This window comes from Glacieibacterium frigidum (genome assembly GCF_007097155.1).
Lineage (GTDB): Bacteria > Pseudomonadota > Alphaproteobacteria > Sphingomonadales > Sphingomonadaceae > Glacieibacterium > Glacieibacterium frigidum.
On the sequence record NZ_VJWA01000002.1, the window covers coordinates 1,367,210 to 1,381,242 of the forward strand.

The 14,033-nt window shown below is 67.6% G+C and carries 15 protein-coding genes; 6 read left to right on the top strand and 9 right to left on the bottom strand.

Features of this window, described 5'->3' with window-relative positions:
* Positions 1–11: 11 nt before the first annotated feature.
* Entirely contained in the window at positions 12–683 is a 672-nt protein-coding gene (locus tag FMM06_RS16100; RefSeq protein ID WP_144335330.1) for a GntR family transcriptional regulator, read from the bottom strand.
* Positions 684–807: 124 nt separating this feature from the next.
* Between FMM06_RS16100 and FMM06_RS16105 the strand changes: the two genes are divergently transcribed.
* Genes FMM06_RS16105 through FMM06_RS16120 form a run of 4 tightly spaced genes read left to right on the top strand, consistent with a single transcriptional unit; the run spans position 808 to position 4,940 of the window.
* A complete protein-coding gene (locus FMM06_RS16105) occupies positions 808–1,560 on the top strand; it encodes an aspartate/glutamate racemase family protein (protein ID WP_207790303.1) in 753 nt (250 codons plus the stop codon).
* On the top strand, positions 1,557–1,991 hold the full coding sequence (locus FMM06_RS16110) for a nuclear transport factor 2 family protein (RefSeq protein ID WP_144335331.1): 435 nt from the start codon (positions 1,557–1,559) through the stop codon (positions 1,989–1,991). The genes FMM06_RS16105 and FMM06_RS16110 overlap by 4 nt, the downstream gene beginning before the upstream one ends.
* Entirely contained in the window at positions 1,991–2,389 is a 399-nt protein-coding gene (locus tag FMM06_RS16115; RefSeq protein WP_144335332.1) for a nuclear transport factor 2 family protein, read from the top strand. Before FMM06_RS16110 ends, FMM06_RS16115 begins: the two co-directional genes overlap by 1 nt.
* 22 nt (positions 2,390–2,411) lie before the next feature.
* A complete protein-coding gene (locus tag FMM06_RS16120; protein WP_144335333.1) occupies positions 2,412–4,940 on the top strand; it encodes a TonB-dependent receptor in 2,529 nt (842 codons plus the stop codon).
* Between the two features lie 32 nt (positions 4,941–4,972).
* On the opposite strand, the gene FMM06_RS16125 is transcribed toward FMM06_RS16120, so the two are convergent.
* The 4 genes from FMM06_RS16125 to FMM06_RS16140 all read right to left on the bottom strand — a co-directional run bounded on the left by FMM06_RS16125 (position 4,973) and on the right by FMM06_RS16140 (position 8,109).
* On the bottom strand, positions 4,973–6,169 hold the full coding sequence (locus FMM06_RS16125) for a DUF3137 domain-containing protein (RefSeq protein WP_144335334.1): 1,197 nt from the start codon (positions 6,167–6,169) through the stop codon (positions 4,973–4,975).
* Between the two features lie 4 nt (positions 6,170–6,173).
* Positions 6,174–6,728: a LemA family protein gene (locus FMM06_RS16130; protein WP_144335335.1), complete on the bottom strand. Its 555-nt coding sequence runs from the start codon at positions 6,726–6,728 to the stop codon at positions 6,174–6,176.
* Positions 6,729–6,832: 104 nt separating this feature from the next.
* Positions 6,833–7,555 (bottom strand): OmpA family protein, encoded by a 723-nt coding sequence (locus FMM06_RS16135; protein WP_144335529.1) that lies wholly within the window; start codon positions 7,553–7,555, stop codon positions 6,833–6,835.
* Entirely contained in the window at positions 7,555–8,109 is a 555-nt protein-coding gene (locus FMM06_RS16140; protein ID WP_144335336.1) for a hypothetical protein, read from the bottom strand. Before FMM06_RS16140 ends, FMM06_RS16135 begins: the two co-directional genes overlap by 1 nt.
* Before the next feature lie 275 nt (positions 8,110–8,384).
* On the opposite strand from FMM06_RS16140, the gene FMM06_RS16145 reads away from it, so the two are divergent.
* A complete protein-coding gene (locus FMM06_RS16145; protein ID WP_144335337.1) occupies positions 8,385–8,933 on the top strand; it encodes a hypothetical protein in 549 nt (182 codons plus the stop codon).
* A complete protein-coding gene (locus FMM06_RS16150) occupies positions 8,930–9,628 on the top strand; it encodes an AprI/Inh family metalloprotease inhibitor (RefSeq protein WP_144335338.1) in 699 nt (232 codons plus the stop codon). Before FMM06_RS16145 ends, FMM06_RS16150 begins: the two co-directional genes overlap by 4 nt.
* A 42-nt stretch (positions 9,629–9,670) precedes the next feature.
* Here FMM06_RS16150 and FMM06_RS16155 read toward each other — a convergent pair whose 3' ends face one another.
* The 4 genes from FMM06_RS16155 to FMM06_RS16170 are packed head-to-tail and all read right to left on the bottom strand — an operon-like array spanning position 9,671 to position 13,932.
* A complete protein-coding gene (locus FMM06_RS16155) occupies positions 9,671–9,952 on the bottom strand; it encodes a DUF3325 domain-containing protein (protein ID WP_185965230.1) in 282 nt (93 codons plus the stop codon).
* Positions 9,953–9,954: 2 nt separating this feature from the next.
* Positions 9,955–11,496: a PepSY-associated TM helix domain-containing protein gene (locus tag FMM06_RS16160; protein WP_144335340.1), complete on the bottom strand. Its 1,542-nt coding sequence runs from the start codon at positions 11,494–11,496 to the stop codon at positions 9,955–9,957.
* Positions 11,493–11,816, bottom strand: coding sequence for an iron uptake protein (locus FMM06_RS16165; RefSeq protein WP_144335341.1), 324 nt, complete (start codon positions 11,814–11,816; stop codon positions 11,493–11,495). Before FMM06_RS16165 ends, FMM06_RS16160 begins: the two co-directional genes overlap by 4 nt.
* 13 nt (positions 11,817–11,829) lie before the next feature.
* The gene (locus FMM06_RS16170; RefSeq protein ID WP_185965231.1) at positions 11,830–13,932 is read right to left on the bottom strand and encodes a TonB-dependent receptor; all 2,103 of its coding nucleotides are present in this window, start codon (positions 13,930–13,932) and stop codon (positions 11,830–11,832) included.
* Positions 13,933–14,033: the final 101 nt, after the last annotated feature.

Genomic DNA, 14,033 nt, shown 5'->3' on the forward strand with positions numbered 1-14,033 from the left:
TTGTATACAATCTATTCTTCTGTTCGCGCTCCGGTCAAGCCGGCCTGGCGGAATGCGTCGTCATAGGCGTGGAAGGCGCGCCGGATGTGCGCGGTCATCACCGCGCGCGCCCATTCGGCGTCGCGGCGGCGAAAGGCGAGGATCAACTCGTCGTGCTCGGCGTGGCTGCGGGTCACCGCCTCGCGGTCGTAGTGCCGCGCGGTGCGCAGCACGATCGGCTGTTCGACGACGGTCGCCAGCATCGCCGCGAGCCGCTCAGACCCGGCGGCGTCGGTGACAATCTGGTGGAAGGCGCGGTTGTGCGCGACGAAGCTCGCGGTATCGACCGTCGCGCCGCCGACCGCCACCCCGACCGCGGCGTTGTGCGCCGCCATCGCCTCGATCTGCTCGGGCGCAATGCGCGCCGCGGCACGGGCGGCGGCATGGCCCTCCAGCATGGTGCGCAGCGCGAACCCCTCGGCGATGTCGTCGGGCGACAGAGTGGCGACATAGCTGCGCTGCGTTTCGGAGCGCTGGATGAAGCGTTCGGCCTCCAGCCGACGCAGCGCCTCGCGCACCGGCGTGCGCGACACCCCGCAGGCAACCGCCAGCGCTTCCTCGCGCAGCGGCGCCCCGGGCCCGAGCGCGCCCGACAGGATCTCGCCCCGGACGTAGCGGTAGGCGGTATCGGCGGCCTTCGACATCGCGCCCTGTGTCGCGCCGAACACAACGGCTGACAAGTGGTTTCGGCCGTGCGCGCACCCCTTGACGGACCTGTAATGTATACAATAGCCTTTCCCGGTACATCGGAAAGGCGGTCGAAGCGACGTGTCCGAGGCCAAGCGCATCAAGGTCATCGTGCCCATCCCGATGGATCAGGCGGGCGTCGCCAATCGGCGTTCGCAGCTGCCGGATGCGCTGATCGCGCCGGGCTTCGTGCCCGAGTTCGAGGCGGTGAAGTGGGGCGCGGCGCTCGGCGACTCCTACCACGACATGCTGCTGATGGACTGGACGGTGTTCCAGGCCGGCATCGATGCCGAGGACCAGGGCTATGCCGCGGTCGTCGTGGATACCGTCAGCGACTCAGGCGTCCGCGCGCTGCGCTCCCGCCTCAGCATCCCGGTCATCGGCCCGGGCGAGGCCGCGTTCCACGCCGCGATGCTGCTCGGCAAGTCGTTCACCGTGCTGACCATGTGGCCGCAGTGGTTCCCGCTCTACGAGAAGACACTCGGCGACTATGCGCTCGGCGACCGTTGCGCCTCGCTGCGCTCGATCGACACGCGGCCCGACGTTACCGAGCTGCTGGCGGGCAAGGAAGAGGTGATCTTCGAGAAGCTGCGCGCCGAGGCGTTGCTGGCGATCGAGGAGGACGGGGCGGACGCCATCGTGCTGGGCTCGACCACCATGCACCAGTCCGCCGCCTATCTCGCCAGCGTGCTCCCGGTGCCGGTGATCAACCCCGGCGTCGTCGCGTGGAAGACCGCCGAGATGCTCGTCTCGCTCGGGCTCAACCACAGCAAGAAGGCCTTCCCCTCGCCAGAGGTCGGCAAGGACGCGGATATCAGGAGGGGCTGGGCATGAGCGGCTGGACCGAGGGCGGGACCGCTGCGGTGCCGGTGCCCTACCCGTATCTGATCGACATCGTCACCAAGCGCTATTTCGACGGCGTCGACAACAAGGCGCTGGACCAAGTCCTCGACTGTTTCACCGAGGACGCGGTGCTGACCGAGGTCACCTCGAACACCGTCCACAACGGCCGCGACGCCGGCATCGCCGCCATGTTCCGGAAGCTGTTCGCGGACTTCTCGGCCATCTGGCACGGCAACTTCGTCCATGTCGCCGATCCCGCAACCGACGCGATCTGCTCCCAGTTCACCGTCCTGATCACGCCGAACGGCGGTGCCGAGGTACGGTACGAGAACTGCAACCGCTTCTACCTGAAGGACGGCCGCTTCCACCGGGTCTATGTCTATATGAGCGGCGACAATCTGCTCAGGTCGGGAGACGCCTGATGCAGTACGAGCCCGGCCTCAGCCGCGAGCAGCTGATCGATCTCGCGCTGCATCGCTACTTCGCCGCGGTCGACCGCAAGGACCTGGGCGGCGCGCTCGGCTGCTTCCACGACGAAGCGCTGTTCACGGTGCAGACCTCGCACACCCGCCACGCCGGCCGCCAGGCGATCGCGCGGATGTTCGAAGATTTCTTCGCGGCCTATGCGACCATCGTCCACCGCGGCTTCACCTGCACGGTGGATGCCGCCCACGGCCGCATCGCGGCGTCGTTCGAGGCGGTACTGACCGGCCACGACGGTTCGGTCACGACACTTAACAACACCAATTTCTGGCGCGTCCGCGACGGTCGCTTCCAGGAGGTCCACGTCTACATGAGTGGTGCGAACGTCCTCGTCTGAGGACCGAACAGGGGGACATGCGATGCGCGCGACGGGAAGATTGCTGATCGGGGTCGCGGGTGCCGCGCTGAGCACCGGGCTTCACGCCCAGTCGACCGCCGCCCCCGCCGCCGAGGCCGCGAGCGCCGCGGCGCCCGAAGACGGCGAGATCATCATCACCGCGCGGCGCGTCAACGAGGCGCTGATCGACGTGCCGGCCTCGATCACGGCCTTCTCGGCCGCGACCATCGAGGCCAAGAACATCCAGAAGGCCGAGGACTTCGTGAAGCTGACGCCCGGCGTCACGATCGTCACCGGCACGGACGAGGCAGGTAGCACCCAGATCAACATCCGCGGCATCAACGGCGCCCGCGACGCCGAAAGTTCGGTGGCACTCGTCGTCGACGGCATTCTCAAGACCAACACCGCGCAGCTCAACCAGAAGCAGGGCACGCTGCGCCAGATCGAAATCCTGAAAGGCCCGCAGGGCGCGCTGTACGGCCGCAACGCCGCGGCGGGCGCGATCGTCATCCAGACGGTCAAGCCCGGCGACACGTTCGAGGGCGAGGGCCGCGCCTCGTTCGGCAACGTCGGCACCTACAGCGCCAACGCCTATGTCGCCGGACCGCTGTCGGACACCGTCGGCTTCGTGGTGTCGGGTGACTATGCGACCACCAACGGCTTCTACCGCAACAGCTTTCTGAACAACCGCAAGGTCGTCGACGACCAGACCAGCTGGAGCATCGACGGGCGCCTCGTCGCCAAGCTCGGCGAGGCGACGACGCTGGATGCCAAGGCCCGCTACGGCGAGCTCGACGGGGCGTCGATCAACTTCAACGCGGCGTTCCTGCTGCCCAATTTCGGCGGCGCCTTCTACGAGGACGTCAACGAGCATCCCTTCAACAGTTACAGCAACATCCGACCGACCAACGACCAGAAGACGTTCGAGGCGTCGCTGAAACTCGATCATGACTTCGACTTCGCGACGCTGACCGTCTGGGGGCTGTACAGCGATATCAAGAACGACTTCGTCGCCGACGGCACCTCGGGCGATTTCGCCCGCTACATCAGCGCCGCCCAGCCGGCGGGGAATGCCGCGGTCAACGCCTGTTTCGCCTCGACCGCGGCACTGACCGGCTTCCCGGTCAACGCCCCCGGCTTCATCGGCCAGATCCCGGTGCCGTTCATCTTCGCGCCGGCCAACGGCTCGACCTTCGGACCCTATTCGCCGACGACGTGCGACGGGACCCAGTATCAGAAGCGCGACCAGCGCGACTTCTCGACCGAAATCCGCCTGGCGTCGAACGGCGACGGGCCGCTCAACTGGCAGGTCGGCGCCTATTATCTGCACATCGACCGGCACGTCGGGGTCAGCCTCGGCGCCGACACCGGCAACGGCGTGATCAAGCAGCTCTACAACGGGCCGACCACCACCAACCCGACGTCGCAGCTGTTCGACGACAAGTTCAAGACCGACGTCTACGCCGGCTTCGGATCGATCGACTACAAGCCGACCAGCCGCTTCGACCTGTCGGTCGCGCTGCGCTACGACATCGAGCGGCGGCGCGCCGACAATCAGGTTCCGGTCGCCATCGATCCGTTCACCGGCAGCTTCATCAACCCCGGCATCGTCGGCGGCGTCGCCATCCCCGACCAGAAGAAGACCTTCAAGCAGTTCGAGCCCAAGATCAGCGTCCGCTACGAGATCTTCGACCGCAACAACGTCTATGCGAACTACGGCGTGGGCTTCAAATCGGGCGGCTTCAACAACCAGGGCGCGTCGGCGATCGTCAACACCAACTTCAACGACGGCGTGACGCCCGGCACGATCGACGCCGACGTCACGATCAACGACATCTACCGGAAGGAGAAATCGGACGCCTTCGAGGCCGGGATCAAGGGCCGCGTCGGGCCCGTCAACTACAGCCTCGCGGGCTATTACACGCGCATCAAGGACATGCAGTTCTTCGAATTCTTCGTCGGCAGCTTCGGCCTGCTGCGCGTCGTGTCGAACATCGACCGCGTCGACATCAAGGGCGTCGAGGCGAACGTCGACGCGACGATCCTCAAGGGCTGGAGCGTCTATGCCGCCGCCAACTATACCGACTCCGAGATCAAGAAGAACCGTTCGCGCCCCGACACCATCGGCAACGAGTCGCCCTACACGTCGAAATACACGATCAACGCCGGCAGCCAGCTCGACCTGCCGGTCACCGACAGCCTGAGCTTCCTCGCGCGCGCAGACTGGCGGCTGACCGGCCCGACCTGGTTCCACACGGTCCAGAACCAGACCGAGCCGACCTTGTTCAGCGCGCTGCTGCCGATCTCGGCGCTGGGCCTGCCCGCCTTCGTCGGCGACGGCAAGTTCGACCGGGCCCGGCGCGACAGCTTCTCGGTCGTCGACCTGCGCGCCGGCATCCAAGGCAAGAGCTGGAAGATCGTCGCCTTCGCCGACAACGTGTTCGACAAGAAATATCTGGCCGAGGTCATCCCGGCGATCGAGTTCGGCGGCGCCTTCATCTCGCCGGGCGCGCGCCGCCGCTACGGGGTGGAGATCGGCTACAAATTCTAGGGGCGATCCCCGCCGGCGCGATCGCCCCGGACTCAGTCGGTGCGACGCCCGACCCGGGCACGCGATGTCTGATCGAGGTCGACGACCGCGTCGACGGTCTGCAGCAGCGCGCCGATCGCGTCGTGGAGCGCCACCAGCAGTTCGCGGTTGGCGGCGGGCTTGCTCAGCTCGGGCAGCTTGAACAGCGCGCCCGACCAGCTCGGCAGCGCCAGCAGTAGCCGGTTGTCCACCGCCAGCGCCAGCGGCTTGCCGAAGCCGGCGCGTTGGCCGAGTGCCTTGAACCGTTCCATGAAGGCCGGGGTCAGCAGGGCCCGCGCGCCGATCTGGTCGGTGCCATAGACCTGCCAGCCGGCCTCGAACTCAGGGTCTTCGACGCGCACGCGCGTGCCCGGCCCGCTCTGCATCCAGTCCCTGACCGTGCCGATCACCCCCTCGTCGGCGATGATCGCGGTCGTGCCCTTCAGGCCGCGCGGCAGGGTGATCTGCGCGATCAGGCCGTTGAAGACGCTCCTGCGGTTCTTGCCGTTGCGCTTGTGCAGCGACAGCTCCAGGATGCTGATGTCGAGGCCGTGGTAGGTGCCGAACAGCTCGTCGGTGGCGCTGCTCTCGTCGAAATCCTCGAACACGTGCTCGCGCCTCAGCTGCTCGAGATCGGGGGGCACCGCCTGGCGATAGGATATGTCGCCGAACCCCGCCGCCAGCTTCGGCAGCACCTTGTCCTTGTACAGCCGCGTGTACTTGGCGCTGTTGCTCGCGGTTGCCCAGAAATAGCCGGCGACGGCGCCGATGCCGACGAACATCAGCAGGCCGAAGAGGCCGCTCGGGTCCGTTTCGAACTGGTCCCTGAGCCACCACGCGGCGCCGGCGACCGCGCCCGCGGGCACGCGCCACTTCGCCCGCTCCATCGCCTCGGTGTAGAGGTCCACGCGGGTCTTCTCGAGCTCCGTCAGCACGTCGGCGAGACCGGCCGCGAGCTGCTCGCCGAGCAGCGACTGGGCCGGTGCTGGCGCAGACTTGGGCGCGAGTTTCGTTGCCATCCAGGCGCCGCCCGCCATCACCAGCAGCCCGCCGAAAAGGCCCGCGAAGATGCCCGACAGAATTCCGCCGATGCCCGGCGACTTGTGGATCGAGCCGATGACCGCGGCGACGAACACCGCAACGGCTGCGACCAGCGCGCTCGTGAAGACCAGCTTCGCGGTCCCGCCGCGTGCCGTGGCCGCGTCGCTCACGGTGCTACAGATATTTGCTGGCGTCGACCGCAGCGCGGCTCGCGTCCGGTGCCTCGTAGAAGGGCGGCGGCGTCGATGCGCCCGCGAGACCCGCCAGCAGAGTGCCGGGAAAGATCTGGGTCGCGTTGCGCAGGTCGCCGACCGCCGAGTTGTAGAAACGGCGAGCGGCCGAGATATTGGTCTCGACCTCGCTCAGCCCGCGCTGCGCCTCGATCATCGGGCCGTCCGACTTGAGGTCGGGATAGGCCTCCGCGACGGCGAACAGCTTGCCGAGGCCGATATCGAGCTGGCCCTCGGCGGCGAACTTGGCGGCCGGGTCGGTGGCGCTGGCCGCCCTGGCGCGCAGTGCGGTGATCTCGTCGAGCAGGCCGCGCTCATGCTCCATGAAGCGCTTGGCGATGGTCAGGAGGTTGGGGATCAGGTCGTGGCGCTGCTGCAGCTGCACGTCGACCCCGGCGAGCGCCTCGCCGACCCGGTTCCGCCGCGTGACGATGGTCGCGTACCACAGATAGAGGCCGCCGATGATGACGGCGACGACGATCCAGCCGATGACACCCATTCGAACGCCCCTTACTGATGCCTCGCAACTTGACCGTTCCGGGGCCGTCTCGCAAGCGCGGCGTGCGCCGAGCGCGTGCCCGTCGAGGCCAGACCCAATCCGCCCTACCCCTGTGTCAGACCACGCGCGACGACAGGCTGTATGACGATCTCGACCCGGCGATTCCGCTGACGGCCGTCCGGATTATCGCCGCCGCCGGCCGTTGCATTTTCTGCCACCGGTTGGCGCTCGCCGAGCCCGGCGATGCTGATCGCGCGGTCGCCGCGGCGCTTTAGCCATGCTGCCACGGTGTTCGCCCGGTCCAGCGATAGCCGGTCGTTATAGTCATCGCTGCCCTTCGCGTCGGTATGGCCGTTCACCTTCACCGGCGCGGTGGGGTAGCTTTCGAGAAGATCGGCAACCTTGCGCAGCGACGCTTCAGCGTCGGTCCGAAGGCTGGCCTTGTCGAAATCGAACAGGACGTCCGCCGGCAGATCGACGACGATCGACTGGTCGTCGGTCTGCCGCGCTTTCAGGTCGGATAATAAATTGGTCGTCAGCGCGAGGCGCTCCGGTGCGACTTCGGCTGACCGCATGACCGAGGACGGTGCCGCAGCTTCGCCGAAGCTGCTCTCAGGCCCTGCCGTACCGCCACTGTCGGTTGCACCGGCGATAACGAGTTTGCTTTCCGGCGCATCGACCACCAGGCGGAAGCTGCTTGGCTCGTCCTTGAGGCTGCGCTGCGAAACGCGACCGTCGCAACCGGCCAGCGCCAGACCGAGGCAAGCGGCAAGAAGGGCAATCGCCGGCCGCGTCGCAACAGCGGGCTCGGCCCTGGCAATTCGCATCACCGCGTTGCGCCGTCCAATGGGATGACCATCGTCAGGCCCGGCGAGACGATGCTTGCGCCATCGTTGTTGTCGTTCACGACCAGCTTGATCGACTTCGCATCGGGTGCCACGGCGCCGAGAAAGACGAGCTTGCCGTTCATCGTCTGGCCTCGCTCGATGCGCAGCGACTGGTTGTCCTGCGGCGGCTTGAGCATCAGCCGCTCGCCGCTCGCGTTGAGCAGGTAGGTGCCGTTCCCGGCGAGGTCGAGACTGTTGGTGATCGTGCCGCCATAGGATGCGCTGACATCGAGCGTCGTGGCATCGGTGCCGAGCTCGACGCTCTTGACGCGCAGGGTGACGCCGACGGGGGCAACGCCTTGCACGTTCACGGCGATGGTTCGCGGGTCCGACGGAATGGCGGCGGCGGCCGGCGCGGTGGCACTGCCCCCTGCCGCGGGTGCCTCGGCGGTGACCGCGCCGGTCTTGGCCGGTTCGGACGACGTCGGCGGGGAACACGCGGCGATCAGCGACGCCAATGCCGTGACCGAAAGCATCGCACTGAATTTACGCATCTATTCACCCCGTCTTGTTGAACCACCGGAAACCGAGGCAGCCGATATTGGTTCCGAAACGAGTTGGCCCGGGGACCCGGCATCCCCCCGGTCGTAAGGCAGCCAGATCGCAACGCGCGTCGACTGCCCCAGTGCCGCCGTCGTGCGCGCCAGCCCGCGCGCCTATGTCAGCGCCGGCTTTGCCGGATCGACCGTCAAGGGCTCGACCGGCGCCCGGGTCGGCATCGCGTTCGGCTTCTGAAGCGGATATGATGGCGAACGAGGGGAGCCGGACAATGATGCGTCTGTTCATCGGGGGTGCGGTGCTGGTCGCGCTGGCAGGGTGTGGCGAGACCAGGGACGGCAATAAGCCGACGGGGGAGGCGACCGCGAAAGCCGCGCCCGCCGGGTGGAACGCCATGGACGCCTGCGCGACCGTCGGCACCCCGGCCGTCGCGGCGGCGATGGGCAAGGCGGTCACCGGCACCGCACTCGACCCGGTCAGCCAGCCCGACGGTCTGCGCGCCGGCTTCTCGATGTGCACCTTCACCCTCGCCGACGGGGCAAAGCTGACGGTGCTGACGCGCGAGGCTGCGGACGGCGACGCCTATGATGCGGCGGTCGCCGCCGCACGCAAGATCGGTGAGGAGTTCGGCTCCCCGGCAGTCGATGTCGCCGGCATCGGCAAGGCCGCGATGTGGACCGCCAGGCCAGCGGCGCTGCAGGTCTTTCTCGACGACCGGCGCTATGCGACGATCAGCCTGTTCGGCGCGGACTTCATGCCCGACGGCAGCGAGGCGGCGCGCAGCGCGGCGACGGCGATTGCACGAAAGCTGGCGTCGTGATCGCACGCCTGCTCGCCGCAGCGGTCATGGCCAGCGCCGTGCCGGCCTTCGGACAGGCGCCGGAGATCGTCCGGGACATGGCGGGGAACTGGCAGGTTCTGCCGGTCGACGGCAGGCCGGGTTGCACGATCATGCTGACCGCTAAGTCAGCCGGCGCCGAGAGCTGGGCGGCAAAACCAGAGGCATCTTGCGCGACCCGCCTGCCCGCGCTGAAGAACGTCAACGCATGGCGTCTGCAAGACGGCGTGGCGCTGCTCGCGGGGCCGGCGAGGGTCGCGTTGAGCTTTATCGAGGATGAGACCACGCTGCTCAGCAGCCCTGACCTGATCGCGCCGAAATATTACATGATCCGCGCGATCGCCGGCTTCACCCATGTCCCCCAGGCTGGCGAGCTGGCCGGCGAATGGACGATCACGCAGGGCAGGACGGCCTGTTCGATCCGGCTGCAGGGCGGCGCGATCGGACAGAGCGGCACACGGGTGGCGAAACCGGCTCCGGCGTGCACCGGGACGGCGCGCAAGCTCGACCATTGGTGGTTCGAGGGGCTGACCCTGCTGATCGGTGGCCCCGACGACCGGCTGGTGCAGTTCCACCCGACCGGCGACACGCGCTTCGCGGGCGAATCGACCGGCCCCAACGGCGCGCCAATCGCCCGCTGGTCGCTGACGCGGCCGGTCCGCGCGAAGGGTTCATAGAAGGGCTGGATCGAGTCTCCTGCTCGGACTGCTGCGCCGCATTCAGCGGCGGCGCACCGAAAGCGTCGCGATAACCAGTGCGGCGCCCGCCGCCAGCATCAGCACCCACAGCATCAGACCGAATGCCGGGCCATCGCGCACGAGAGCAATGATCAGCGCGGTCGCCAGCAGCGCCCACCCACCCGCCTTCAGGAGCCCGGCCCTAGCTGCGGGATACGGACGACCGGGCAGGACGAGCGTCCAGTTGCGCGACTGGCTGAGCGCCAGCAGGGCGAAGCCGCCATAGACGCACCCTAGCAGCGCGATCAGAAGCGACGTCGCCACCGTTATGCGGCCGGCAGGGCGGGTGCCGCCGGATCGCCGGCGACCAGCCGGGGCTTGCGCTGCCACAGCCGCATCGCGGCGATCGCTGCGACCGACCCGCCGGCGAGCATCACCAGATCCATGCCTGCCACGCCCCATTGGCCGCGCAGCGCGGCGTGCAGAGGATGATCGCCGGTGGTAACCGCATTCGACGCGACCGCCGTCAGCGCCCCCGCGGCGATCGCCCAGCACTGCACCGCCCAGGCGCGGCGTGGCAGCAGCGCGGCGTGGGCGAAGCTCGCGATCCAGACGATGAAGAACGCCCATATTTCCAGCTGCGCGCGCGACTGGCCGAGCGCGGCGGCATCGGCAGGCAGGAGGCGGTTGGCGATCAGATAGGCGAGCGTTGCAGCGATCATCCCGGTCGTTGCCCCGATGGTGATGGCGCGCACCAGGGGCATGCCCACTGCGCCTTCATTCATGTGTCGCTTGGTGCGGGACTGCAGCCAGAACAGGCTGCCGGTCGCGATCAGCACGCAGCCGAGCAGGCCGCTTGCGAAATAGAGCCAGCGCAATGGCCAGTGGCGGAACTGCGCGAAGTGCATGCCCGAGATGAAGCGCTGCGTCGTCATCATCGGGCCCGTTCGATGCTCGTGGAGCAGCCTGCCGGTCGGTCCGTCGAAGATGACGGCGTCCGATGTCATGCTCACGCGCCTGGCGAGCGACCGGTCGAACGACACGTAGGCGGCGGCGTCGCCCGAGTGGGTGACGCGCACGATCCGCGCCGTGTCGCCGCCCCAGCGCCGCGAAGCCTCGCGCGCCATCGCATCGAGCGATCCCAGCGCACGAGCCTCGCCCGCCGCATCGCGGTCGAAACCGCCGAACGCGTCCTGGGTGAAGCTCGACCCCGCGGCCGGGTACACGACCGACTGTATCCCGGGGACGTAGACCGCGATGAAGAAGACCAGCCCCGACAGGGCGATCATGAAATTGAAGGGCAAGCCCAGCACGCCCGCGACATTGTGCAGGTCGAGCGTTGTCCTCGACGTCTTGCGTCCGATGCGCAGCGTGAAGAAATCGGCGAAGATCCGGCGGTGGATGACGACGCCCGACACGCACAGCGCCATCATGGCGATCGCCGCCAGCCCGATCAGCCATTTGCCGATCTGCCATTGGTCGATCAGCAGGCTGTAGTGGAACGGGAAGAAGAAGTCGGTGGCGCCGCGGGTGGCGGGATCGTGCAGCGGCTTGCCGGTCGCCGGGTCGAGATTGAGGAAGGCGTAGGTCCCGTCCGTGACGGTGTAGCCACTGACGATCGGCGTGCGATCGGTCGGCAGCTGCATTCCCCATTCTGCAGCCCCCGTCTGGGTCATGGTCTTCGCCATCGCATCGAGCGAGACGGTCGCGGCGGGCGCCAGCCGTGTCGCCGGCATCATCCAGCGGTCGATCTCGCGATCGAACACGCTCAGCGTTCCCATCCAGAAGATGGCGAACAGCAACGCGCCGATGATCACGCCCGTCCAAGTGTGAAGCCAGTGCATCGATGCGGGGAAGGTCTCGCTCATCCCGCAGTCCCCGGCGACGCGGCAAGCCAGGCGGCGGCCGCATTGGTCAGCACGGCACCGCCGCCTATCACGATCCACGCTCGCAGCAGCCGTGCCGCGTGGACCGCCCACAGCAGGACAATCAGGAAGACCGGAAAGGCCAGCATCGACGCGAGCGCCGCCGCCTCGACGCGCGCCATCCCGGCGTCGGCCAGGGCGACGGCCAGCAAGGACCCGATGCCGATCGTCAGCGCGTAATTGCCCGGCAACGCTGCGAGGCACCGCGACACGATGTCGACGGCGGTGTTGCGGCCTCCGTTGGTCGCGGCCCTCCGGGCCATCGCTACGCTTCCCTCATCGAAAGGCCGCTGACACCGACAGGGTGACCAGCCGGGGCACGCCGACCACGAACAGGTTGCGCCCGGCCGCGGCGAGCCAGTTGGTCTTGTCGAGCACGTTGACGACGTTCAGCCGAACCGTCGTCGGCGTTCCCGCGATCTCGGTTCGATACCGCGCGCCCAGATCGAAGCGCTCCCACGACGGAATGCTTTGGGTGTTGGCGACGTTGATGAATGCCCGGTCGGTGTAGATGTATCGCCCGGTGACGGTCAGCCCTGCGAGCCTGGGGATATCCCATTCCACCGACCCGCTGACGTTCCACGGGCTGACCCCGAGCGCCTTTTTGCCATCGGTGACACCCCCCGGCGTCCGTTCCTGACGGCCATCGATATAGGCGACGCCGCCCAGCAGGCGGAGTCCCTTGACCGGCTCGCCGAAGGTCTCCAGCTCGACGCCGCGATTGCGCTGCAGGCCGTTGGCGGAAAAGATCAACGTCGTCGGATCGGTGATCGCCGACTGCTGGCTGATGTCGAAATAGGCCGCAGTCACCCCGAAGCTGCCCGCATTCCACTTTACGCCGCCCTCATATTGTTCGGCGACGAAGGGCGGCAGCACGGCGCCCGGATTGGCGACGCCCGTCGCGGGGGCGACCTGGCCGGCGCTCAGGCTCTCGGCATAATTGCCATAGAGCGAAATCGCGTCGGTCGCCTTGATCAGGACGGCGATCGTCGGCGTCACCTTGTTCTCGTTATAACCGATCTGCCGAACCTCCTGATACCGCGCGGCAAGGGTGACCAGGACCCGGTCGTTCAGCGCGCCGATCGTGTCCGCCACCGAAACGCCACGCTGCCGCGGCTGTTCGAGCTTGTCGAGGGCAAGCGGCGAGTCGCCCGCGAACGGGTTGGCGATCGCAACCGTCTGATAGATTGATCCGACCGCAAGCGGCGACGCGACGGTGACGCTCGGCGCGAAATCGCTGCCGCCGGCGAACTGCGACGCCGAGACCACGACGCGGTGGTTCAGCCCGCCGGTCTCGAAGCGCCCGCGCACCGTCGCCTCCAGCGCCGTCCGGCGGCTGGCGAACTTGCGCAGCGAGAGGTTGTTGATCACAAACGTTCCGTCGGAGCGCACTGGGCCGATGGCCGGCGCCGGCTCGTTGGTGATGCCATAGGATAACCCGGCGCGCCCGGTCAGCGTCCAGCGGTCGGACAGGTCGTATTCCGCCGTGATCAGGCCGAGATGGTTGCGCGAGCGCGACCCCGCCCAATCGGGGAATTGCTGCAGCCGGGGGTCCGGCGGCGTCGGCAGCGTGGCCCCGGCGGCCAGGCTGTAGTTCACGCCGAAGCCGCCGACGTCCGAGTGCGTATAGCCCGCATCGAGCACCGCGCGGAACCCGCCTGCGCGAACGTCGAACGCGGCCTGCACGCTGCCGAAGTCGGTGTCGGTGCCGTTATATGCCTTGCCGGTTTCGCCCGACGCGTTGATCCGTAGCCCGAACATCCCGTCCTTGCCGAAGCGGCGGCCGACATCGGCATGCGCGGCGAACGACGAGCTTTCGCGGAAGGACGCGTCGATCGACGTGACCGGCTCGTCGATGGCCCGCTTTGGCACGAAGTTGATCGACCCGCCGGCGGTGTTCCCCGTCGCGCCCCCGATCAGTGCGGTACTCGGCCCCTTGAGCACGTCGACACGCTCGAAATGGAGGATCGGCGTTCTGGTGCGGTCGGCGGTGAGATTGGGCAGCCCGTCGAACAGATAGTTGGCACTGAAAACGACGAAACCGCGGATCGCGCTCTGGTCGATGACGAAGGTGGGGTTGAGCGCCACGCGGATCGAAGGATCGTTGGTCACGACCTCGTCGAGGCTGCGCGCGCCCTGGTTCAGGATCAGCTCGCTGGTAAAGCCTTTGACGGAGAACGGCGTCTCGTAAATGTCGCCGTTACCGAGGATGCCGAGCCGCGTCTCGCCCGCGACCTGACCGCCATCGACCGCACGGTTGGCGGTGACCACGATCTCGTCGCGCTCGCGTCGATCCCGTCCCGCGGCCGGGGCGTCCTGTCCGTAGGCGGGCAGCGCCACTCCGACTGCCGACAGGACGGCACAGAGCCTCAGGTGCACCACGGATTTCATCAAGCTCACTGCCTTTGCGAATCGCTCGCAAGAGCATTAGATCATTAATCTTGCGAATCAATCGCAAACTGTCGGCGTCTGCGAGCGTC